The following is a 20,734-nucleotide window of genomic DNA, read 5'->3' on the forward strand; positions in this document are numbered from 1 at the left end:
CCAGCAAAGAGGTCGCCAGTTGCCCGTCATGATGAACGAGGTCAGGGAGTCCTCTGCGCTCTTGAACGCATTGGTGAACGCTTCCTCGGTGCCCTTTGCCACGTTCTTGACGTCATCGAGGTAGTTCTGCAGCGCGGTACTTGCGCCGTTTGTCCAGTCGGTGCGCTTCGCATCGAGCTGGTTGTAGTAGTCGTCGTTGAGCTTGAGCGCCTCACTCAACGACTGCTGAATCCTCGCGACTTCGCCCTGGTACTTGTCTGATTCCAGTGTGTTGTTCTTTGCCGCGCTGACGGCCAGTCCGGCCTGCAGGTTCTGGAATTCCTTGCGTATCGCCTTTGTGCTTTGAAGCCGTTCGGCCGCTTGGCTGCCACCCAATGAGCGCATTGGCCATGCGCAAGGCACCGATCGGGTTCCTGGCTGCAGTCGCCATGGCCCCAGGTACGGCACCGCGCGACAGTGAGGGCCGTATCTCTGCGGAGTGGCTGGACCAGCCGCGTTCGCCACGCCAGATCCTGCAGTGGTGGGGCACCGAATACCGCCGCCGGGAACATGAGCATTACTGGTCGCGCCAACTCTTGCAACGCGCGACTGACCTCATGCGCGATGGAGTGAGCCGTATCGTCATTACGGACTGCCGCTTCCAAAATGAAGCCGACACGGTACGCCGCCTGGACGGGAAGATCTGGCAGATCAAGCGCCCGGGGATCAACGACGCAACGACCTCCGAAGGGTCTCACGTCAGCGCGACCGATGGCAGCGAGTTTTCGCCGGACCTCATCCTCACCAACAGCCACGACATCAGACACCTGCAGCAGCTGGTGCTGGGCGAGTTTCTCTCGCTCGAGAGCGGCATCGTTGGCACAACCGTGACGGTGCCAGCATGAGGATCTGGATCGACACCGAGTTCAACGGGCATGAGGGAGAACTGATCTCGCTGGCTCTCGTCGACGAGGATGGGGCCAGTTTCTATCGCTACGTGCACTGTGCAGAGCCCGAGCCTTGGGTTGCCGCAAATGTGTTGCCTGTTCTGGGCCTCTACAGTCTCGCCCCCGAGCGCAAAGCGCCCGCTTCACGCCAGCCCAGCAATGTCTGGACGCTTGCGTACCTTCAGCGTGCGCTTGCCCAGTGGCTTGAGGTCTACGAGAGCATCCACCTCGTCGCGGACTGGCCTGAAGACATCGCCCACTTCTGTCGACTGCTGATTACCGGGCCCGGCACACGCCTCGACACCCCTCCGCTGACCATGGAGATCCGTCGCGATCTCGATGCTGAATCACTGGTGCCACACAACGCGCTGGAGGACGCGCGCGCGATGCGTGCCGTACACCTTGCATACGAGAAGGCGGGGTGCCTGTGACGTCGCCACTTCAAACAGCGCACGACCACGCCGTGGGCGCCGAACCGGCAGATGAACTCATTGTGTGCACCGTCGCAGCACCACGCCAGATGGCGATGGCCGGCGTATACACCGGCGCCGAGTTGCTCACGCGTTCGAGCCGACCTGGTGCTTATGACGCCATGGCTATTCCCAGCCTGTTCAATGGGCGCAAGCGACTGCCGGGCGATCACGAGGCGGCAACGGTATACGTGCCACGCGAGATCGCCCCGCAGCCGCTCAAGGTCAGCCCACGCAACAGCATCGATGAGCCGCGCACGCTGACGCGCGAGTTCCCAACGGTCTACCAACCGCGCGGCGAGTACCGACCGCATGCAGGCAGCACGCCGGCGAAGGTGCTGGCTCATCTGCGAGCCTTGGGCGGGTTCATCTCCCATGCCGAGATCTGCGAGCGCTTCGACATCAAGCGCAGCGCGATCACCGCCGCCTTCAAGCCAATCCTGAAGCATGGCGTGCTGGTGCGCCAGGTCGTTGACGGCTACACGGGCTTTTCACTTCCCGGCTGGTCCGCTCCGCTTCCGCGCGTTCCGTCAGAACCATTTCAAACCGCATGGCGTGCAGAGGTCGACGAGCTCCACGCCGTTCAAGCTGCTGGAAAAGAAATGCCAACGACGGGCGAGAAACTGAACATCGTCTTTGCGACCGGCGCCCGCGACTTTCTGTCTCCGGGCAATGAAAACCGCCGCTTCTGGCCCATCCAACCAGCCACGGTCACCGCGCTGACCAAAGACGAGTCCTCGGAAGTCTCAGCGTTCCTTCGCGCGCTTCCGGAAGAGCTGCACTACCGCCCAGTTGGTCAAGGGCAGCAGGGCGACGCCAGTAAGTTCACCCCCGACCAACTGAGCGCGCTCTACGCACTCAGCCTGCGCGAGGCCGAGCTCGGTTTGCTGCTCGGCTATCTCGCCGTCCTGCAGCTGCGCCAGCATTTCGCGGATGGCGATCGCATCTACCCGTTCCCCCCACTCACCGAGCCGCCTCGGCTCACCGATGCGGCCTGAGCCGCTGGAGATCTCATGTCCCTTAAAGAATTCGATGCGGCCGATGGCCACGCGCAAACAGAGACCACAGCCGCAGTCGACCAGTTCGCAGTCGTTGACCTCAACCTGATTGCGACGAGCCGCACCAACCCGCGCAAGACCTTCAACGAGGCCAAGATGCAGGACTTGGCCGAGAGCATCCGCGCCAGCGGCGTGCACCAGCCCATCCTGCTGCGTCCGCTGCCAAGCAATCGCCTCGAGGACACGTTCCGCAACCGCGGCGATGGCAACCCGCTGCCCACCTATGAACTCGTGTCCGGCGAACGTCGGTACCGGGCCAGCAAGATCGCGGGACAGCCCACCATCCCCGCGATGATCCGCCAGCTCAGCGATGCGGCCGTGTTGGAGATCCAGATCGTCGAAAACCTGCAGCGTGACGACTTGTCCGAGCTCGAGGAGGCCGAGGGCTACCAGCTGCTGTGCGACGAGACCGGCATCGCCAAGGACAAGGTTGGCGAGCGCATTGGCAAGAGCCGCAGCTACGTCTATGGCCGCATGAAGCTGCTCGAGCTCACAAGTGCTCCGCGTGAGGCGCTGCGGACCGGCGACATCGACGGCAGCAAGGCCCTACTCATCGCTCGCATCCCCGACGAGAAGCTGCAAATCAAGGCGCTAGAGGCCGCGACCGAGAAGGACCACCAGGGCTCGCCGCGGTTGAGCTACGCGAGACTGCGGAGGGCCTTGAAAAGCTCTGTGCCAAATGCGACGAATGGTGGCCGGCCGACCGCGAGTTCTTCTTCAGCGAACCGGAAGGCGTACACAAGCTTTTCTACTGCTGCAAGGCCTGCTACCGCGAGCACCTCGACCCGAGGCGACTCGATAAACCGAACGGCCTCAGTCAGGACCGCTCCCGTGTTCTCCCTTCACTCTTTGGAGCGTCCACATGATCGGAACGCAAGCTACTGGCGCCATCCAAGGCGTCGTAATCAGCGCGGTTTCGCACGAAGGACTGACGGTCACGGTCGACGGTCGCCCTGCCCGCCTTGCAGTCGTAACTGAGGATGGCGAGGTCATCGCCGCCGGCGTCGATGTCGCCCGCGAGGCGCGTGCCGTGGCCGTCAACAGCTACCGAGGCTTTCTCAAGGGAAAGGGATTTCTGCGCGTGCTAAGCAAGCCCATCGCGAAGAACGAGGTGCGCTGAGGGATACCGCAGCGAGCGGGCTCCCTCAGCCCGAATCTGGAGTGTTCCGATTGAACACACCGCTGAGCACGCCCAGACCGGGTACAGGCGGCAGTGCCGGAAGGTTAGTTAAGAGGGCGTCAATCCGGGCCAAGATCGGCACCATGTTAGGGGCATGAAACATGGTTTGAGTGCGCGACCAATGCAGCATCACAAGTTTGTGAGTCCCATTGCTGCCATCGTTCAGCGGAAGATCCAACGACCTTGGCTCGCCCGCGGCCGTGTAAACGAAGATCCAGTCGTTCGGTTCGAGCAACCCGTTGCCGAACCAGAACATTGCGTCGCGGATCGGGACTGCACCACCTCCACCATTCGCCAACCCTTGCATCAAAACATAGCTGGCCATGTCGACGTGTTCATTCACGCGGATCACGATCCGTTCAGCATTTGGTATGCCACGGTCAAACACGCCTGTCAGGCTCAGTTCGCCTAACGTTCCTTGCATCATTTTGCTTTTCTCTCAGGTACGCCGAAAACACTGAATACCACCAGGACGGCTCCCACGGCTGCGACAACCACGGCAATCGGAAACTGCGCCTTATAGAGATCTATCGCGACACCTAGGAGCGCCGCACCGCCAACGCCAAAAAGACCACGGAGAGATTCGATCTTCGATTTGGTGCCAAGGCGCTCACGCAGAACCTCGTTCGCGGTTTTCAGCTCCCCCACTTCGTCTTTCAGGCTGTCATTCGCTTTCGACAGCGAGCGCAAATCTGCTTTTTGCTGGGCGATCGTATCTTCCATTTGCTGCATGCTCGCCGCGACGATTTGAGCTGCAAGATCATGGCCAAGAGATCGCGGGTTTGCCGCAGCCACGCCAGTCACAAGCCTCGTGACATGCGCCATCGCCAGGGGAACTACCGCAGAGACGACCTCATCACCTCGGGCCGCTCGTTGCGTTCCAGCAGTAGCCTCAGGCGGCGATGCCGGAGCGTCTTGGTCCACTATTGGGTGCGATAGAGGCAGCGTCGCCATGGGTATATTTCAAGTATCGTTCGCGCAGCCCAGGCTCACAAAGCCGACCTTGGGGGCGGTCGACTTGATCGTACGTTCGGGGGAGGCAACTTCGCTCATATGCCTCTATTGTCCCAGCTATCGGTGACGGCGGGGCATTCAGGGACGCTTGATGCCAAAGGCCCCCAATACCTGCTCGGTGTTTTTCTGCATCTGCTCCTGCATCTGCAGGAAGACATTCTTCGATTGCTCGACGTAGTTGCCCATCAGCCCCTGCAGCATTGGCGACTGCATGGTCATGAATTTCGACCACATCTCCGGCGTCAGGCCCTCGGCCTTGTCGGCAAGCTGGGCCTGCACCTCGGTCATCGCCTGGATGTTTTTCTCAAGGTAGGGCCCCATGTAGCCCTGCATCGCCTGCCCATAGAAACGGATGATGTGGGCCAGCACCGGCTCGGTAAACATCGGCGCGCCACCCGCCTCTTCTTCGAGAATGATCTGCAGCAGGATGGTGCGCGTAAGGTCGTCGCCGGTCTTGGCATCACGCACCACGAATTGCGCGTTCTGGATCACCAACTGCTTGACCTCGGTCAACGTGATGTACGTGGATGTCTCGGTGTCGTAGAGCCTTCGGTTGGGGTACTTCTTGATCACACGTTGTACGGGCTTGACCCCGGACTTCTTGCTCTGCACTGCGGACTCCTTCACATGGACGCCCATGTCATCGGATGATTCTAGGGAGCGGTTTTGCTGCACCGCGACAAGGTTTACCCTGACCGCGCCCCGCACTTTTGCTCAGTCCGGCGATGTTGCGTACTCGGCACCGCATGCGTGGCAAACCGCCGACTCGGGGCGCTCTTCAACTGCATCGCGAAAACGCAAGGGACTTTTCTGTCCATAGACCACCCAGCAGCGCGGGCAGTGCTCCTGACCCAAGGTCGGAAGGTAGGCGCGGGCACGCTGCTCGGCGCGCTCCTCGGTCAGCGGCATGCCTTGTCGTTCGGCGCGCGCCACCTCGCGCGCAGCCATGGTGTCAGTTCGGCCACTTGCATGGTCGTTGATGCCATAAACGGCGCGCGCGAACTCGATGGGAGCCTGCCTGAGCAGTGCCGCCACGCGCTTGTCGGCATGCGCTCGATCAACCAGCGTCGATCGCGTATTCATCGAATCGCTTATCAAGAAAATTGGAGAGGATTTGCAGAACGACCAAGGTAGCACAACAACATGGCTAAGGTCTTTTGCTGCGTCATCACAAGGGACGATTTGAACACCGGGGAACCCGGTGAAAGCTCTGTTCAACTGGTCCGGTGGTTGGCCGGGGTTGAACAGAAATTGGTAGGCGCGATTGGACTCGAACCAACGACCCCCACCATGTCAAGGTGGTGCTCTAACCAGCTGAGCTACGCGCCTAAGGATGTGTCCGAGAAGCAGTTATTGTAGCAGGAGAAAACGCGCTTTTTAGCGGCGGCGTGCAGATCGCACACCAATCACTGCTGTGACCACGCCAAGCACCTGTGTGAGCCGTGCTGCATCGGCGATTTCCACGGTGAACGTCATCCATGCCGTGCCCTTGATCGATTGCGTCTGCACACCGATCACATTCATCTTTTCTCGTGCGAACACGTCGGAGATATCTCGCAGCAGGCCCTGGCGGTCTGCAGCTTCCACAGACACATCCACCGCATAGACCGGCACTTCAGCGCCCTTCTTTGCGGCGCCCCATTCAACATCGATCACACGCTCGCCATCTCGCGTGGCCATCGTGCGGAAGTTGCTGCAATCGGCGCGGTGAACGCTGACGCCGTGGCCTCTGGTGACGAAGCCGCGAATGGCATCGGGCGGCGCGGGCTTGCAGCACTTGGCGAGTTGCGTCATCAATGAAGACACGCCCACCACCAGCACGCCGCCCTTGCCAGACTTCTCGCTGCCGCGCGCCTTCTTGATCAGCACACCATCGTCGGGCCCTGGCGCGGGTTCCGGCGGACGCAACAGCGTCTCGATGTTGCGCAGCGAAAACTCGTCCTTGCCGACGACCTCGAACAGATGATCCGCAGACTTGAAGCCAAGCTGCGAGGCCAGGTCTTCGAGCCGCATGGCCGTCTTGCCTTCGCGCTGCAGCAACTTCTCGACCGCCTCGCGTCCACGCGCCACGGTCTCATGCGTGATCTGCGCGTTGAACCATGCACGCACCTTGGCGCGTGCACGATGGCTGGCCAGATAGCCCAGCTCCGCATTGAGCCAGTCGCGCGACGGTCCGCCCTCCTTGGCAGCGATGATCTCGACCGTCTGCCCATTCGACAGCGGCGTATTGAGCGGCACCATCGCGCCGTCAACGCGCGCACCACGGCAGCGATGGCCCAGCGTGGTGTGCACGGTGTAGGCAAAGTCGACCGGCGTCGCGCCCTGCGGCAACTCGACGATCGCCGCATCGGGCGTCAGCACATAGATGCGGTCGTCGAACAACCCCTGCCCCTGCAGGCCACCCGACAGATCGCGCTCCCATGCCAGCAGTTGGCGCAGCACCGCGATCTTGGCGTCGTACTCGCCGCTCGCCCAGACGCCCGCATAGCCTTTGTGCCCTGCTTCCTTGTAGGCCCAGTGCGCGGCCACGCCATGCTCGGCGTGGTCGTGCATTTCCTCCGTGCGGATCTGGATCTCGATGGGCTTGCCCGGCTTGCCGTCGACCAGTTCCCGCACCACCGTGTGCAGCGACTGATAGCCGTTCGGCTTGGGCCGGGCGATGTAGTCGTCGAACTCTTCGTCGATGGGCTCGAAATGCGAATGCACCCAGGCCAGCGCCGCATAGCAATCCTTGACGTCGGACACCACCACGCGCAGCGCGAGGATGTCGAACACCTGCGCGAAGTCGAGCGACTTGCCGCGCATTTTCTTGACGATGCTGTAGATGTTCTTCGGGCGCCCCTGCACCGCGGCATGCACACCCTCGGCCTGCAGTTCTTCCTCGAGTTGGGAGCGCAGTTGCTCGATATGGCCCTCGCGCTCGATCCGCTTCTCGTCGAGCAGCCGCGCAATCAGCTTGTAGGTTTCGGGTTCGAGAAAGCGGAAGGAAAGATCCTCGACCTCCCACTTCACCTGCCAGATGCCCAGCCGATTGGCGAGCGGCGCAAACACCTGCAGCGACTCGCGCGCCACGCTCTCGGGCGCCGGCTGCTTGCTGGCCGCCGCATGGCGCAAGGTCTGCAGGCGTGAAGCCAGCCGCAGCATCACCACGCGCAGATCGCGCGAGAACGCGAGCAACATCTTGCGCACGTTCTCTGTCTGCGCGCCGGCGCCTTCAAGGTGATTGCCCTGCGAGGCCGAACGCGCCTGCTCCTGCACGCGAACCAGCTTGGTGGTCTCGACCGCGAGCGCCGCGAAGTTGTCGCCGAACACCTTGGCGATCACCTCCTGCGGGCGATTCAGGTGCTGGCAGGAATAGACCAGGTAGCTCGCCGCCTGCATGGCTTCGGAGCCGCCCATCTTCGCGACGATGGTGGCTACTGCATCCGCATGCGCGAGCGTGTTCTCACCGGTGTCCAGCTTCTCATCTGCGATCAGCGGCTCGGCAAATGCACGAGCGCGGGCGAGCATGTTCTCGATCACGGGCGTGCGGTCGGCCGTTGCGGCGGACAACGGATAGTCGACCATGGCCGTGTCGGACATGGGTGCCGTCTGGAGGCTCGAAGACTCGCGCTTCACGCTTCACTCAATCGAACAGGAAATCGGTGACGACAGCGATCTGTGCAGGATCGACCAGGGTCGGCGCATGGCCAACACCATCGAACTCGACCAGCTTTGCATGCGGGCCGCGCTGCGTCATGGCCAAAGCCGTTTCACGCGACAGCAGATCCGAGACGGCGCCACGCAACAGCAGCGTGCGCGCATCGATGGCGTCGTACAGGCCCCACATGATCGCGCCGCCCTGTACTGCGGCTTCGGGGGTGATGGCACGCAGTGCAATCCCAATGGCCGGGTCGTAGTGAAGCACCCATGAGTCCGCAGCATCGTCGGCGCCCGCATCGACCTTGGCCGCGCCATCCGCCGTGCGTTGCGAGGCGGGCACCACCATGTGCTGCGACAGCGACAACCATTGGGCAGGCGTGTGCGGGCCGAACGTGGTCGACAGCGCCCACATCGCATCCGCAGCCGCCTGCACGCTGGCGAAGCTGCCGCTCTGCCCCACATAGGCACCGATGCGCTGCACCGCAGCGGGCTCGATCGTCGGGCCGACATCGTTCGCGATGAAGCGCCGGATCGGCCGCGCCAACGGCAGCTCTTTGTGGCCCGCAAGCACGAAGCCGATCAGTCCGCCCATGCTGGTGCCGAGGTAGTCGAGCGTGTCGATCGCCTGTTCACGCTGCAGTTGCGCAATCAGCGCGACCATGTCGGCGGCATACACCGGCACTTGATAGAAGGCCGGATCGCGCAGCCAGTCGCTGCGGCCGCGCCCCACCACGTCGGGGCAGACCACGCGCACATTGCCACCGGCGCGCGCCACGATGGCCTGGGCCAGCGCGTCGAAATCGCGCCCCTGGCGCGTCAACCCGTGCACGCAGATCACGACACGCGCACTGCGTGCGTCGCCCCATTGCCAATAGGCCATGCGATGGCCGCCCTGGGCGTCGTCGCACGCCACGTAATGAAGCGTCGGTTCAGTCATGAAAACAGTGGGGTCCTGGTGCGGATAATGGGTTCGTCGCATCCTACTTCAACCGGACTTTCGTCCTCACAGCGACCGCCCAGAAACCCCAGCTCCACAATCGACCAGCGGGCCAAGCACCGGCATCCGCTCACGCTTGCTAACCCTTCGGACGTTGACATAGTCAAAAACGGTAGAGCGCCCAAGTCCAAATAGCTCCGCCAGCTCCATGATGGTGAAACCATCAGCCCGCAGCCTCCTCAACTCCGCGACCTGGCTGTCGTCCAACTTACGGGCACTCCCACCCCACCGAACCCCGCGCTGATATGCAGACACCTGCCCTGCGAGAACGCGCTGACGTATGAGCGACCGCTCCAACTGCGCCACGGCCCCAAGAATCTGAAGCATGAAGACGCCCAACGGGTTTGTCGTGTCGATAGGCTCGGTCAATGACTTGAAACCGCAGCCGCTCAACTTCAACTGATCCAGCAGATCCAAAAGATCCTTCAGTCCACGAGAGAGCCGATCCAGCTTCCAAACGACCAGGACGTCACCGTGGGACAAGCTGGACAGAGCCCGCCGAAGCTCAGGCCGAGGGCCGACCGAGCTTCCCTTTTCGGAAAAGACCCGCTCGACGCCAGCAACGCGCAACGCATCCATTTGCAGATGTGTTTCTTGCTCACTGGTGGAGACCCGCGCATATCCGTGTGAACAGGGGGCCGACCAGCGGCGGCGCGGACGATGGTCATGCGGCCACCTGCACGCGATGAATCGACTCGACGAAATAATCCGTAAAACGATTCACATGCTGGGGCCGCAACATCACGCGGCCAACAACCGGACCGTCACAACCGTGAATGACGTACACCCATCGGCCCCACGACGACAACCGCCCGTCGAGCATGCGAGCCGTCACCGCAGCGCAGCAACGCTGACGGCGAATCTCGCGCAGGGAGCGCACCCCATGCCCCACCACGACCGGAGCCGGCAAGCTTTCAGCCGTGGCGTAGTCAGGCAGGGATGCGCAATCGAGGAAATCAGCGACGCGCTCTGCTTGCTGTTTCGCGAAGACGGGGAACGAAATCTGATGCATGCCGGCTCCAGTTAAAGTAGGATCACTTTTGTGAAATCCACCAATTTGTGGATTTCACAAATTTTATCGGGATTTGTGAAATCCCCAAATACTGAGTTCTTATTTGGGAATTCCCCAAACACGAAGGAGCGTCATATGGAACTGATCGACCTCATCAACACAGCAAGAGAAAAGCGCGGAAGCTACGGAGCGATGGCGCAAGACCTAGGCAAAGACCAAAGCCTGATCTCGCGCTGGAAGAAAGGCACCGAGAAGCCGGACGCAAGCGAGATCGCCTACATGGCCGATACCGCAGGCCTCCCCATCATGGAAACCGTCGCAGAGATGGAAGCGAAGCTACGCCCGCAATTCGCAACTCTATGGCGAAAGGCCATGCAGTCGGCTCACTCCTAATTCATCCGGAGATTGATCTTCATGCTCAAAGGCAAAACCGCGCTTGTCACGGGGTCCACCAGTGGCATTGGCCTGGCCATCGCAAAGTCCCTCGCCCAGCAAGGCGCGAACATCGTGCTCAATGGTTTCGGCGATGCCGAAGCACCCAAGGCCCAGATCGAAGCGCTCGGCGTTCGCGTCGAATACCACGGCGCAGACATGAGCAAGCCCGAGCAGATCGAAGACATGATGAAGTTCGCTGCTTCGAAGTTCGGCCGTGTGGATGTCCTCGTGAACAACGCCGGCATCCAGCATGTCGCCAAGGTCGAGGACTTTCCCGCCGAACGTTGGGACGCAATCATCGCAATCAACCTCACGAGCGCATTTCATACGACGCGGCTGGCAATTCCCGCGATGCGCGAAGCCAACTGGGGCCGCGTCATCAACATCGCATCGGCACACGGCCTCGTGGCCTCGGCGCAGAAGTCGGCCTACGTGGCGGCCAAGCACGGCATCGTCGGCTTCACCAAGTCGGTGGCACTCGAAACCGCAACGACGGGCGTCACGGTCAACGCGATCTGCCCTGGCTGGGTGCTGACGCAACTGGTGCAAAAGCAGATCGACGACCGCGCGACACGCGAAGGCATCACGGCCGCGCAGGCGCAGAACGAACTGCTGGGAGAAAAGCAGCCTTCGCTGCAGTTCACGACCGTCGAGCAACTGGGCGGCCTTGCCGTCTTCCTGTGCTCGCCGGCGGCCGACCAGGTCCGAGGCGTCGCCTGGGCCATGGACGGCGGCTGGACTGCCCAATAGTGGGTAGCCCAGCGCTGCACGCCCTGTTTACTTGAGCTGGACCGAGCCCGACACGCTCACGACCACGCTGGTCTTGCCGGCTTCGACCGGCACAGCCGAATCGGCCGAGAACGACTTGGCCTGCATTGCCATCATGCGTGGATGGATCGGGCCGCTGTCGTTCGCATTCACCGACACCTCGCGCAGCGTGTAGCCGCCGAAGCCGAAGCCCTTGGCCAGCTCTGCAGCCTTCTGCTTGAAGTTCTCAATGGCGATGTTCTGCGCTTCGGTTTCGGTCTTGGTGCGCTGCTCGCGGCTCAGGCCGAAGCCCACGTTGCCGACGCCGAGCGTGGTGATACGGCCTGCGGCCTGGGTGATGCGCGGGAAATCGCGCCCTTCCAGCACCAGCTCGGTCGAGCCCTGCCAGCCGTTGATCTTGCCGTCCTTCGAGTAGCGCGGCGACAGACTGAAGTTGCCGGTGCGCACATCGAGCTGGCCCGGCTGCGCATTCTTCTTGGCTTCGGTGAGCGCGGCATCGAGCGCGGCCTTCAGCTGCGTCTGCACGGTGGCCGCATCGGCCGCGTCGCGCGTGGTCACGAGCGTCATGCTCAGCATGTCCTGCTGGACTTCGACCGTGCCGGAGGCGGTGAGCTGAAGCACGTTCTGCGGCGCTGGCGTGATGACGTTCTGGGCCAGCGCGGTGCCGGCCACGGCCAGAGCGGCGCAGGCCGCGAGCAATTTGATTGTGTTCTTCAAGACGAAGTACTCCCTGGGTTGGAATGAAAGACAAGCCCCGCGCCGACGCCCTCAGGGGCGTTGGCTGCGCGGTGCGGTCAGCGGACGGGCCGCGGTCGGCGGTGCCGGTGCGATCCGCTCGGCTGGCTGCGATTCTGCCGAATTCAGTGAAACCCCCACGGCTGGCGGCGTCCACTGGCCCCGGACCTGCTGCCGCAGCTCGAAGAGTTCGGCCGCCGTGAGCCGACGCCCGGCAACGGCCTCCTCGCGACGGATCTCCTCTCGCTGCGCCGCCCGGTGCGCAGCCACCGCATCGCGGACCTCGCTGCGGCGCACCTCGCCGACCCTCAAGAAATCACCGGAAGCCGCCAACGCCGAACCGCAGGCGCAAGCAAGGATGAACGGCAAGGCAGAAAAAGGTAGTCTCATTGAGCAAAAGTCATTGGGTACCAAGGACTTTGCCACCTCTGGGCGAACGTCGGATGACCAGACCGCGAGCGTCCGCAAGTTTTGTAACTTAGTGTCAAACCATAAGTAAATCTGGCTCAACGGGACCTTAACGCCTTCAGAATCGGCCCTGTTACAAATTCATCGTTGTAGAAATGACTCAAGTTCCCGCTCGCACCGACAAGATCGTGATCGTCGACGACGACGCCCGCATCCGCGACCTCCTGCGCCGCTACCTGACGCAGGAAGGTTTTGAAGTGATCGTGGCCGAAGACGGCAAGGCGCTCAACCGCATCCTGTTGCGCGACACGGTCGATTTGATCGTGCTCGATCTGATGATGCCCGGCGAAGACGGCCTGTCCGTCTGCCGCCGCCTGCGCGCCGCCAACGACCGCACGCCAATCATCATGCTCACCGCCAAGGGCGAAGACGTGGACCGCATCGTCGGTCTCGAAGTCGGCGCCGACGACTACCTTGGCAAACCGTTCAACCCGCGCGAACTGCTGGCCCGTGTGCACGCCGTGCTGCGCCGCCGTCCGCCGCTCGAAGCGCCGGGCGCACCCTCCACGGAGAACGAGACCGTCACTTTCGGCCCGTTCGCCTTCGACCTCGGCTCGCGCACCCTGAAGAAGGATGGCGAAGAACTCTCGCTGACCACCGGCGAGTTCGCGATGCTGAAGGCGCTGGTGCGCCATCCGCGTCAACCGCTGTCGCGCGAAAAGCTGGCCCAGCTGGCGCGCGGGCGCGAGTTCGAGCCCTTCGACCGCAGCCTGGACGTGCAGATCTCGCGCCTGCGCAAGCTGGTCGAGTCCGACGCCGCCGCGCCGCGCTACATCCAGACCGTCTGGGGCGTGGGCTACGTGTTCGTGCCGGACGGCACGGCCTGACGCGCTGTTGAGAGGTGGCCATCGGCCAATCCGCCAGACCCGGCCACGCACAGGACGACGGTGCACAGGTCACGATGCCGAGCCCTCTGGAGGGCAGCGGCGCGCGTGACCGTCGCCCCGGCCTGAAGGTCGGCTTCAGTCTTTTCTGGCGCACTTTCTTCCTGCTCGCGCTGCTGCTGATCGGCTGTACGGTCGCCTGGCTGCAGACATTCCGCTCGCTCGAATACGAGCCGCGTGCCATTCAAACCGCGCACCAGATCGCATCGCTCGTGAACCTCACGCGCGCGGCGCTGGTGTATTCGGACGCCATCACCCGGGTGTCGCTGATCAAGACGCTGGCTGACCAGGAAGGCGTTCGCATCCTGCCGCGCGAGCCCAACGACCGTTTCCAGCCCTACACCAGCGGCGCGCTCGACCTGCGTGTGACCGAGGAGCTGATCGACCAGCTCGGCGAAGGCACCACAGTGGCCAGCCGCGTGAACGACGAAGCCGGCCTGTGGATCGGCTTCACCATCGAGAGCGACACCTACTGGCTGCTGCTCGACCCCACGCGCTTCAGCCGCGTGGGCGGACGCACCTGGCTGGTGTGGCTGAGCACGGCCATGGCCCTGTCGCTGGCCGGCGCGGCGCTGATCACGCGGCTCATCAATCTGCCGCTCAAGCAGCTCTCGCGCGCGACGATGCAAGTGCGCGAAGGCGAGTACGAGGCGCACCGGCTCGACGAGCGCGCCCGCACCAACGAGATCCGCGCGGTCAACATCGGCTTCAACCGCATGGCCGATCAGCTCGCAAAAATCGAACAAGACCGCGCCATCATGCTGGCCGGCATCTCGCACGACCTGCGCACGCCGCTCGCACGGCTGCGGCTCGAAACCGAGATGAGCGTGGCCGACGAAGACGCACGCGACCACATGGCCGCCGACATCGCGCAGCTCGACGCGATCATCGACAAGTTCCTCGATTACGCCCGCCCCGACCATGTCGACCCGCGCCCTGTGCTGCTGCGCGATGTGGTCGATGCCTGTACCTACGCGGTGCAGGACTACGAAGAGATGAACATCACCGTCGATGTGCCCGCCGACCTGCGGGTGCTGGGCGACGAGGTCGAGCTCACGCGCGTGATCTCCAACCTGGTCGAGAACGCGCGGCGCTATGGCAAGACGCCATCCACGGGCGTGGCCGACGTCACGATCCAGGCGCAGGCCAACAACGACGCGGTGCTGATCAAGGTGCGCGACCACGGCGCGGGCGTCGAGCCCGCCCTGCTCTCGCAGCTGACCAAGCCCTTCTTCCGCGGCGATGCGGCGCGAACCTCGGCGGCTGGCGCCGGCCTGGGCCTGTCGATCGTGGCGAAGAACATCGAACGCATGGGCGGCACCTTCGCGCTGACCAGCACCCCGGGGCGCGGCCTTGCCGCGCACATCCGCATGCCGCGCGCCATGCCCGAAGGCAAACCGACACCCAAGCCGGCCGAATTGCCGCCGGGCAAGAAGATCTGAAACTGATGCCGCCCCGTCGCCGGGGCTGGCTTCAGCGGTGCAGCAGAACGGCCGCGCGTGCTTCCATCGCGCGGCCTTCGCCCACCGGGCCGAGCTTTTCGGCGGTCTTGGCCTTCACATTCACCTGATCGACCGCAAGCCCCAGCGTGTCGGCAATGCGCTGGCACATGGCCGGAATGTGCGGTGCAAGCTTGGGCGCTTGCGCGATCACGGTGCTGTCGACGTTGCCGATCTCCCAGCCGGCCGCCCGCACGCGGCGCGCCGCCTCGGCCAGCAGCACCGCCGAATCGGCACCGCGAAACTGCGGATCGGTGTCGGGAAAGTGCCGGCCGATGTCACCCAGACCGGCACCGCCAAGCAGCGCGTCAGTGATCGCGTGCAGTAGCACGTCGGCATCCGAATGCCCGAGCAGGCCCGTGATGTGCGGCACTTCGACGCCACCCAGGATCAGCTTGCGCCCTTCGGCGAGCTGGTGAACGTCCCAGCCTTCGCCGACGCGGATGTTGAACGGCTTCGTCGTCATGCCATGGCCTTCTTGCGACCGAGCAGAACCGCCTCGGCCAGTGCAAAGTCTTCGGGAAAGGTGACCTTGAAGTTCTGCGCGCTGCCCGGCACCAGCAGCGGCGACAGCCCGATGGCCTCGATCGCGCTGGCTTCGTCGGTCACGGCGTCGCCCACGCGCTCCAGCGCGTCGAGCAGCATGCCCAGGCGAAACATCTGCGGCGTCTGCGCCAGCCATTTGTCGGCGCGAGGCAGGGTGTGGGCCACACGGCTTTCGGTGGTGGATGCCTTCAGCGTGTCCGCCAGCCGGTGCGCCAGCAGGCCGCCGACGGCATCGTGCTCGCAGGCCGCGATCAGCGCCTCGATCTGGCTCGACGTGACGAGGCAGCGCGCCGCATCGTGCACCAGCACCCAGTCGTGCGCGCCGGCGCCCTTCTGCCGCAGCGCCAGCAGGCCGTTGCGCACCGTGGCCGCGCGGGTCAGGCCGCCGACGCGCAGCAAGTGCTCGTCCTGCGCCGGAAAGCGCGGCAGCGCTGCGTCCACATCGCGATCGTCCGGCGACACCACCAGCGCCAATCCGGCAAACCGGCCCGCCAGCGCACGAAAAGCCTCCAGCGTGTGCGCCACCATCGGCTGGCCGGCCAGGCGCCGGTACTGCTTGGGCGGCGTGGACTGGGCATGCCCCGCGCGGTGGCCGGAGCCGGCACAGGGAATCAGCACGAAAAGTCGGGAAGAAGACATGAGGTCCTGTACGGGGCGATGGCCGACAAGCGGATAAAGGGCCGCCATTCTAGAATTGCCCTTCGCACACCCCTCGCCAGCCGGCGCGGGGTGTTGTGCATTTCCAGTAAGCGTTCCATGGACCTCCCCCTCCTCACGGCGGGCAAGCGTTTCACGCTGCCGCGTCCCCCGTTGTCGGCCGACGCCTTGCTGCTCGCGCAGCTGGGCATGCGCGAGAAGGCCGCCGGCCGCGCCACCGCGATGTTCACGGCCGACGCCAACGACGCGCAGCGGCTGATCGACGAAATCGCCTTCTTCGCGCCCGATCTGCGCTGTGCCCTGTTCCCCGACTGGGAAACGCTGCCCTACGACAGCTTCTCGCCGCACCAGGACCTGATCAGCGAACGCCTGGCCACGCTCTGGCGCATCAGCCAGAAAGAGGCCGACGTGGTGCTGGTGCCCGCCACCACCGCGCTCTACCGGCTCGCGCCGCCGGCTTTCCTGGCCGGCTACACCTTCCATTTCAGGGCCAAGCAGAAGCTGGAAGAGTCCAAGCTCAAGGCCCAGCTCACGCTGGCCGGCTACAGCCATGTGACGCAGGTGGTAAGCCCCGGTGAATACGCGGTGCGCGGCGGCCTGATCGACCTGTTCCCCATGGGCTCGCTGGTGCCGTTTCGCGTCGACCTGTTCGACGACGAGATCGACACCATCCGCACCTTCGACCCCGACACCCAGCGCAGCCTGTACCCGGTGCCCGAAGTGCGCCTGCTGCCGGGCCGCGAATTCCCGATGGACGACGACGCCCGCGGGCGCTTTCGCAGCCGCTGGCGCGAACTGCTCGAGGGCGATCCGACCAAGAGCCGCATCTACAAGGACATGGGCAACGGCGTGGCCACCGCCGGTATCGAGTACTACCTGCCGCTGTTCTTCGACGAGACGGCCACGGTGTTCGACTACCTCGGCCCTGACGCCACCATCGTGCTGCACGGCGACCTGGAGCCCGCGTTCCAGCATTTCTGGCAGGACACGAACGAGCGTTACCGGCTGGTGCAAGGCGACCCCGAGCGCCCGGCGTTGCCGCCCGAGGCGCTCTTCCTCAACGCCGAGCAGTTCTACCAGCGCGCCAAGCCCCATGCACAGCTCGCCATTCGCGGCGACGTGCCCACCGAAACGCCCTACGCCGAATTCGACAAGCTGCCGCCTTTCGCGGTGGTGCGCGGCGCCGAAGACCCGCTGGTCGGCCTGAAGGCCCACATCAAGGCCACGCCGCACCGCGTGCTGCTGATCGCCGAAAGCGACGGCCGCCGCGAGAGCCTGCTCGACTTCCTGCGCGCCAGCGGCGTGAGCCCGCCGGCCTTCGACTCGCTGGCCGAGTTCGAGGCCTCGCCCGACGAAAAGATCGGCATCGCCACCGCCGCGCTGGCCTCTGGCTTTGCATGGCGCGAGCAGAGCATCGACCTCGTCACCGAGACCGAGCTGTTCGCCACCGCGCCCACCACGCGCAGGCGCAACAAGAAGCAGGAACAGGTCAGCGACGTCGAAGCGCTCATCAAGGACCTGTCGGAGCTGAATGTCGGCGACCCGGTGGTCCACACCGCGCACGGCATCGGCCGCTACCGGGGCCTGATCCACATGGACCTGGGCCAGGGCATCGATGCCGAAGGCAAGCCCCTGCTGCAGGAAATGCTGCACCTGGAGTACGCCGACAAGGCCACGCTCTACGTGCCGGTGTCGCAGTTGCACCAGATCAGCCGCTACACCGGCGTCAGCGCCGATGAAGCACCGCTGCACCGGCTGGGCTCCGGCCAATGGGAAAAAGCCAAGCGCAAGGCGGCCGAGCAGGTACGCGACTCGGCCGCCGAACTGCTCCACATCTACGCCCGCCGCGCTGCGCGCGAGGGCCACGCCTTCCGCTATTCGGCCGCCGACTACGAGGTGTTCGCCAACGACTTCGGCTTCCAGGAAACCGCCGACCAGAAGGCTGCAATCCACGCCGTGGTGCAGGACATGATCTCGCCGCAGCCGATGGACCGCCTGGTCTGCGGCGACGTGGGTTTCGGCAAGACCGAAGTGGCGCTGCGCGCCGCCTTCATCGCCGTCACCGGCGGCAAGCAGGTGGCGTTCCTCGCGCCCACCACGCTGCTGGCCGAGCAGCACTACCAGACGCTGGTCGACCGCTTTGCCAAGTGGCCCGTGCGGGTGGCCGAGATGAGCCGCTTTCGCTCGGCCAAGGAAATCTCGGCCGCCGCCAAGGGGCTGGCCGAGGGCACGGTCGACATCGTGATCGGCACGCACAAGCTGCTGTCGCCGTCGATCAAGTTCAAGAACCTGGGCCTGCTCATCATCGACGAGGAGCACCGCTTCGGCGTGCGCCACAAGGAGGCGATGAAGGCCATGCGCGCCGAGGTCGACGTGCTCACGCTCACCGCCACGCCGATTCCGCGCACGCTGGGCATGGCGCTCGAAGGCCTGCGCGACCTGAGCGTGATCGCCACCGCGCCGCAGCGCCGGCTGGCCATCAAGACCTTCGTGCGCAACGAAGGCACCGGCGTGATCCGCGAAGCCGTGCTGCGCGAGCTGAAGCGCGGCGGGCAGGTCTACTTCCTGCACAACGAGGTCGAGACCATCCAGAACCGGCGCCAGAAGCTCGAAGAGATATTGCCCGAGGCCCGTATCGCGGTAGCCCACGGCCAGATGCCCGAGCGCGAGCTGGAACGCGTCATGCGCGACTTCGTGGCGCAGCGCTACAACCTCTTGCTGTGCTCGACCATCATCGAGACCGGCATCGACGTACCCACCGCCAACACCATCGTGATGAGCCGTGCCGACAAGTTCGGCCTGGCGCAGTTGCACCAGTTGCGCGGCCGCGTCGGGCGCTCCCACCACCAGGCCTATGCCTACCTGATGGTCCCCGACATCGAGGGCCTGACCAAGCAGGCCGCGCAGCGCCTGGACGCCATCCAGCAGATGGAAGAGCTGGGCTCGGGCTTCTACCTTGCGATGCACGACCTGGAAATTCGCGGCACGGGCGAAGTGCTCGGCGAGAACCAGAGCGGCAACATGATGGAAATCGGCTTCCAGCTCTACAACGAGATGCTGAGCGAAGCCGTGCGCGCGCTCAAGGCCGGGCAGGAGCCCGACCTGCTGTCGCCGCTGTCGGTCACCACCGAGATCAACCTGCACGCCCCCGCCCTGCTGCCCGACGACTATTGCGGCGACGTGCACCTGCGCCTGTCGTTCTACAAGAAACTCGCGACCGCCAAGACCTCCGACCAGATCGACACGCTGCTCGAAGAAATCGTCGACCGCTTCGGCAAGCTGCCGCCGCAGGCGCAGACGCTGATCGACACGCACCGGCTGCGCGTGCTGGCGCGGCCGTATGGCGTGGTCAAGGTGGATGCCGCGCCGGGCATCATCCACATCACCTTCAAGAAGGATCCGCCGGTCGATTCGATGGCCATCATCCAGCTGATCCAGAAGAACAAGCACATCAAGCTCGCCGGCAACGAAAAGCTGCGCATCGAGCGCGAACTGAAAGAGCCGAAGGAGCGTGCGCAGATGGTGCGCGATGTGCTGCGCAGCCTCGGACAACCCCTCGTCAAGGAACCCGCCCCCGCATGAGCGCTACAGAAATCTCCCCCGGCCTCGTCATCCAGCGCGTGAAGCCGCCGCTGGCACTGGCCGACTTCAAGCTGATCGCGTTCGACATGGACTCGACGCTGATCAACATCGAATGCATCGACGAGATCGCCGATGCCGTTGGCAAGAAGGCCGAGGTAGCCGCAATCACCGAAGCCACGATGCGCGGCGAGATCAAGGACTTCAAGGAAAGCCTGCGCCGCCGCGTGGCGCTGCTGCAGGGCGTGCCGGTCGCGGCGCTGCAGCAGGTGTACGACGAGCGGCTGGAGCTCAACCCGGGCGCCGACCGACTCGTGGCGGCCTGCAAGGCAGCGGGCCTCAAGGTGCTGCTGGTCTCTGGCGGATTCACCTTCTTCGCGAACCGTGTGAAGGAGCGGCTGGGCATCGACTTCGCGCGCTCCAACCTGCTCGACGAAGCCAACGGCCACCTCACCGGCCAGGTCGTCACGCAAAGCTGGGGCGACATCTGCGACGGCGCCGAGAAGCGACGCACGCTGCTCGAAATTGCCTCGCTCATGGGCATCTCTGCGCAGGAAACCATCGCCGTGGGCGACGGTGCGAACGACCTGCCGATGATGGGCGAAGCCGGCCTTTCAGTGGCCTACCACGCCAAGCCGAAGGTGCGCGAGCAGGCCATGGTGGCCATCAATGAAGGTGGGCTTGACCGCCTGCTGGATATTCTGAGATGACTTCCCGTTTTTCTGTCTGATGCGTTTTGGGGCACTGTTCAGGGGGTCGCTCACGCCGACACGGTGCTCTTTTTCGCGAATGTCCCCCGCTTCGCTCCTCCTTTATTTCGCGAAAAAGAGCCCCGTATCGACGTGAGCGTTGGACAGAGCGGCT

The 20,734-nt window shown here is 64.1% G+C and carries 22 protein-coding genes, 1 tRNA gene and 1 pseudogene; 10 read left to right on the plus strand and 14 right to left on the minus strand.

Annotation, left to right across the window (positions count from 1 at the left end; translation table 11 throughout):
* Positions 1–81: 81 nt before the first annotated feature.
* A pseudogene (locus H7F35_RS35210) lies at positions 82–384 on the minus strand (phage tail tape measure C-terminal domain-containing protein); the annotation flags it as partial.
* Here H7F35_RS35210 and H7F35_RS32700 point away from each other — a divergent pair.
* The 4 genes from H7F35_RS32700 to H7F35_RS32715 are packed head-to-tail and all read left to right on the plus strand — an operon-like array spanning position 375 to position 3,432.
* Entirely contained in the window at positions 375–884 is a 510-nt protein-coding gene (locus H7F35_RS32700; protein WP_187110627.1) for a hypothetical protein, read from the plus strand. The pseudogene H7F35_RS35210 and the gene H7F35_RS32700 sit on opposite strands and share 10 nt — an antisense overlap.
* Positions 881–1,357 carry a 3'-5' exoribonuclease gene (locus tag H7F35_RS32705; protein ID WP_187110628.1) on the plus strand — a complete coding sequence of 159 codons (477 nt, stop codon included), beginning with the start codon at positions 881–883 and terminating at the stop codon, positions 1,355–1,357. Before H7F35_RS32700 ends, H7F35_RS32705 begins: the two co-directional genes overlap by 4 nt.
* Positions 1,358–1,389: 32 nt before the next feature.
* On the plus strand, positions 1,390–2,394 hold the full coding sequence (locus tag H7F35_RS32710) for a MarR family transcriptional regulator (protein WP_187110629.1): 1,005 nt from the start codon (positions 1,390–1,392) through the stop codon (positions 2,392–2,394).
* A gap of 15 nt (positions 2,395–2,409) precedes the next feature.
* Positions 2,410–3,432: a ParB/RepB/Spo0J family partition protein gene (locus H7F35_RS32715; protein ID WP_187110630.1), complete on the plus strand. Its 1,023-nt coding sequence runs from the start codon at positions 2,410–2,412 to the stop codon at positions 3,430–3,432.
* Positions 3,433–3,599: 167 nt separating this feature from the next.
* Here H7F35_RS32715 and H7F35_RS32720 read toward each other — a convergent pair whose 3' ends face one another.
* The 9 genes from H7F35_RS32720 to H7F35_RS32760 all read right to left on the minus strand — a co-directional run bounded on the left by H7F35_RS32720 (position 3,600) and on the right by H7F35_RS32760 (position 10,299).
* Positions 3,600–4,061: a hypothetical protein gene (locus H7F35_RS32720; protein ID WP_187110631.1), complete on the minus strand. Its 462-nt coding sequence runs from the start codon at positions 4,059–4,061 to the stop codon at positions 3,600–3,602.
* Positions 4,058–4,429: a hypothetical protein gene (locus tag H7F35_RS32725; RefSeq protein ID WP_187110632.1), complete on the minus strand. Its 372-nt coding sequence runs from the start codon at positions 4,427–4,429 to the stop codon at positions 4,058–4,060. The genes H7F35_RS32720 and H7F35_RS32725 overlap by 4 nt, the downstream gene beginning before the upstream one ends.
* Positions 4,430–4,726: 297 nt before the next feature.
* Complete coding sequence (phaR, locus tag H7F35_RS32730) at positions 4,727–5,287, minus strand: polyhydroxyalkanoate synthesis repressor PhaR (protein WP_187110633.1); 561 nt, start codon at positions 5,285–5,287, stop codon at positions 4,727–4,729.
* 75 nt (positions 5,288–5,362) lie between these two features.
* Positions 5,363–5,731 carry a hypothetical protein gene (locus H7F35_RS32735; protein WP_187110634.1) on the minus strand — a complete coding sequence of 123 codons (369 nt, stop codon included), beginning with the start codon at positions 5,729–5,731 and terminating at the stop codon, positions 5,363–5,365.
* Positions 5,732–5,900: 169 nt separating this feature from the next.
* Positions 5,901–5,977 (minus strand) — tRNA-Val (locus H7F35_RS32740).
* A gap of 48 nt (positions 5,978–6,025) precedes the next feature.
* Positions 6,026–8,230: a RelA/SpoT family protein gene (locus H7F35_RS32745; RefSeq protein WP_410010748.1), complete on the minus strand. Its 2,205-nt coding sequence runs from the start codon at positions 8,228–8,230 to the stop codon at positions 6,026–6,028.
* A gap of 43 nt (positions 8,231–8,273) precedes the next feature.
* The gene (locus H7F35_RS32750; RefSeq protein ID WP_187110636.1) at positions 8,274–9,269 is read right to left on the minus strand and encodes an alpha/beta fold hydrolase; all 996 of its coding nucleotides are present in this window, start codon (positions 9,267–9,269) and stop codon (positions 8,274–8,276) included.
* A 24-nt stretch (positions 9,270–9,293) separates the two neighbouring features.
* Positions 9,294–9,866 carry a recombinase family protein gene (locus H7F35_RS32755; RefSeq protein WP_187110637.1) on the minus strand — a complete coding sequence of 191 codons (573 nt, stop codon included), beginning with the start codon at positions 9,864–9,866 and terminating at the stop codon, positions 9,294–9,296.
* 85 nt (positions 9,867–9,951) lie between these two features.
* A complete protein-coding gene (locus tag H7F35_RS32760) occupies positions 9,952–10,299 on the minus strand; it encodes a hypothetical protein (protein ID WP_187110638.1) in 348 nt (115 codons plus the stop codon).
* A 135-nt stretch (positions 10,300–10,434) separates the two neighbouring features.
* Here H7F35_RS32760 and H7F35_RS32765 point away from each other — a divergent pair, with 135 nt between their 5' ends.
* Together H7F35_RS32765 and H7F35_RS32770 are read left to right on the plus strand one after the other, a co-directional pair.
* Positions 10,435–10,692: a helix-turn-helix transcriptional regulator gene (locus tag H7F35_RS32765; RefSeq protein ID WP_187110639.1), complete on the plus strand. Its 258-nt coding sequence runs from the start codon at positions 10,435–10,437 to the stop codon at positions 10,690–10,692.
* Positions 10,693–10,713: 21 nt separating this feature from the next.
* Positions 10,714–11,484: a 3-hydroxybutyrate dehydrogenase gene (locus tag H7F35_RS32770; protein WP_187110640.1), complete on the plus strand. Its 771-nt coding sequence runs from the start codon at positions 10,714–10,716 to the stop codon at positions 11,482–11,484.
* A 27-nt stretch (positions 11,485–11,511) separates the two neighbouring features.
* On the opposite strand, the gene H7F35_RS32775 is transcribed toward H7F35_RS32770, so the two are convergent.
* Both H7F35_RS32775 and H7F35_RS32780 read right to left on the minus strand, forming a co-directional pair.
* The gene (locus tag H7F35_RS32775) at positions 11,512–12,219 is read right to left on the minus strand and encodes an SIMPL domain-containing protein (RefSeq protein WP_187110641.1); all 708 of its coding nucleotides are present in this window, start codon (positions 12,217–12,219) and stop codon (positions 11,512–11,514) included.
* 51 nt (positions 12,220–12,270) lie between these two features.
* Positions 12,271–12,606, minus strand: a complete 336-nt coding sequence (locus H7F35_RS32780; RefSeq protein ID WP_261803454.1) for a hypothetical protein — start codon at positions 12,604–12,606, stop codon at positions 12,271–12,273.
* Positions 12,607–12,800: 194 nt separating this feature from the next.
* On the opposite strand from H7F35_RS32780, the gene ompR reads away from it, so the two are divergent.
* Positions 12,801–13,532, plus strand: a complete 732-nt coding sequence (ompR, locus tag H7F35_RS32785; protein WP_007837017.1) for a two-component system response regulator OmpR — start codon at positions 12,801–12,803, stop codon at positions 13,530–13,532.
* Positions 13,533–13,606: 74 nt separating this feature from the next.
* Entirely contained in the window at positions 13,607–15,031 is a 1,425-nt protein-coding gene (locus tag H7F35_RS32790; RefSeq protein WP_187114495.1) for a sensor histidine kinase, read from the plus strand.
* 31 nt (positions 15,032–15,062) lie between these two features.
* Here the strand turns inward: H7F35_RS32790 and ispF are convergent, their stop codons facing one another.
* Together ispF and ispD are read right to left on the minus strand one after the other, a co-directional pair.
* The gene (gene ispF, locus H7F35_RS32795; RefSeq protein WP_187110643.1) at positions 15,063–15,554 is read right to left on the minus strand and encodes a 2-C-methyl-D-erythritol 2,4-cyclodiphosphate synthase; all 492 of its coding nucleotides are present in this window, start codon (positions 15,552–15,554) and stop codon (positions 15,063–15,065) included.
* Complete coding sequence (gene ispD, locus H7F35_RS32800) at positions 15,551–16,273, minus strand: 2-C-methyl-D-erythritol 4-phosphate cytidylyltransferase (protein ID WP_187110644.1); 723 nt, start codon at positions 16,271–16,273, stop codon at positions 15,551–15,553. The genes ispF and ispD overlap by 4 nt, the downstream gene beginning before the upstream one ends.
* 117 nt (positions 16,274–16,390) lie before the next feature.
* Here ispD and mfd point away from each other — a divergent pair, with 117 nt between their 5' ends.
* Together mfd and serB are read left to right on the plus strand one after the other, a co-directional pair.
* Entirely contained in the window at positions 16,391–19,873 is a 3,483-nt protein-coding gene (mfd, locus tag H7F35_RS32805; protein WP_187110645.1) for a transcription-repair coupling factor, read from the plus strand.
* Complete coding sequence (serB, locus tag H7F35_RS32810) at positions 19,870–20,580, plus strand: phosphoserine phosphatase SerB (RefSeq protein ID WP_187110646.1); 711 nt, start codon at positions 19,870–19,872, stop codon at positions 20,578–20,580. The genes mfd and serB overlap by 4 nt, the downstream gene beginning before the upstream one ends.
* Positions 20,581–20,734 lie beyond the last annotated feature (154 nt).

Origin of the sequence: Variovorax sp. PAMC26660 (assembly GCF_014302995.1) — a bacterium.
GTDB lineage: Bacteria > Pseudomonadota > Gammaproteobacteria > Burkholderiales > Burkholderiaceae_C > Variovorax.

What these genes read in the sequence shown, in the direction of transcription:
- H7F35_RS32750 (WP_187110636.1), bottom strand. Translation starts at nt 9,269, where the DNA reads ATGCGACGAACCCATTATCCGCACCAGGACCCCACTGTTTTCATGACT.
- H7F35_RS32700 (WP_187110627.1), top strand. Translation starts at nt 375, where the DNA reads ATGAGCGCATTGGCCATGCGCAAGGCACCGATCGGGTTCCTGGCTGCA.
- ispD (WP_187110644.1), bottom strand. Translation starts at nt 16,273, where the DNA reads ATGTCTTCTTCCCGACTTTTCGTGCTGATTCCCTGTGCCGGCTCCGGC.
- ompR (WP_007837017.1), top strand. Translation starts at nt 12,801, where the DNA reads ATGACTCAAGTTCCCGCTCGCACCGACAAGATCGTGATCGTCGACGAC.
- ispF (WP_187110643.1), bottom strand. Translation starts at nt 15,554, where the DNA reads ATGACGACGAAGCCGTTCAACATCCGCGTCGGCGAAGGCTGGGACGTT.
- H7F35_RS32760 (WP_187110638.1), bottom strand. Translation starts at nt 10,299, where the DNA reads ATGCATCAGATTTCGTTCCCCGTCTTCGCGAAACAGCAAGCAGAGCGC.
- H7F35_RS32755 (WP_187110637.1), bottom strand. Translation starts at nt 9,866, where the DNA reads ATGGATGCGTTGCGCGTTGCTGGCGTCGAGCGGGTCTTTTCCGAAAAG.
- serB (WP_187110646.1), top strand. Translation starts at nt 19,870, where the DNA reads ATGAGCGCTACAGAAATCTCCCCCGGCCTCGTCATCCAGCGCGTGAAG.
- H7F35_RS32720 (WP_187110631.1), bottom strand. Translation starts at nt 4,061, where the DNA reads ATGATGCAAGGAACGTTAGGCGAACTGAGCCTGACAGGCGTGTTTGAC.
- H7F35_RS32715 (WP_187110630.1), top strand. Translation starts at nt 2,410, where the DNA reads ATGTCCCTTAAAGAATTCGATGCGGCCGATGGCCACGCGCAAACAGAG.
- H7F35_RS32705 (WP_187110628.1), top strand. Translation starts at nt 881, where the DNA reads ATGAGGATCTGGATCGACACCGAGTTCAACGGGCATGAGGGAGAACTG.
- mfd (WP_187110645.1), top strand. Translation starts at nt 16,391, where the DNA reads ATGGACCTCCCCCTCCTCACGGCGGGCAAGCGTTTCACGCTGCCGCGT.
- H7F35_RS32770 (WP_187110640.1), top strand. Translation starts at nt 10,714, where the DNA reads ATGCTCAAAGGCAAAACCGCGCTTGTCACGGGGTCCACCAGTGGCATT.
- H7F35_RS32765 (WP_187110639.1), top strand. Translation starts at nt 10,435, where the DNA reads ATGGAACTGATCGACCTCATCAACACAGCAAGAGAAAAGCGCGGAAGC.
- H7F35_RS32790 (WP_187114495.1), top strand. Translation starts at nt 13,607, where the DNA reads ATGCCGAGCCCTCTGGAGGGCAGCGGCGCGCGTGACCGTCGCCCCGGC.
- H7F35_RS32745 (WP_410010748.1), bottom strand. Translation starts at nt 8,230, where the DNA reads ATGTCCGACACGGCCATGGTCGACTATCCGTTGTCCGCCGCAACGGCC.
- H7F35_RS32735 (WP_187110634.1), bottom strand. Translation starts at nt 5,731, where the DNA reads ATGAATACGCGATCGACGCTGGTTGATCGAGCGCATGCCGACAAGCGC.
- phaR (WP_187110633.1), bottom strand. Translation starts at nt 5,287, where the DNA reads ATGGGCGTCCATGTGAAGGAGTCCGCAGTGCAGAGCAAGAAGTCCGGG.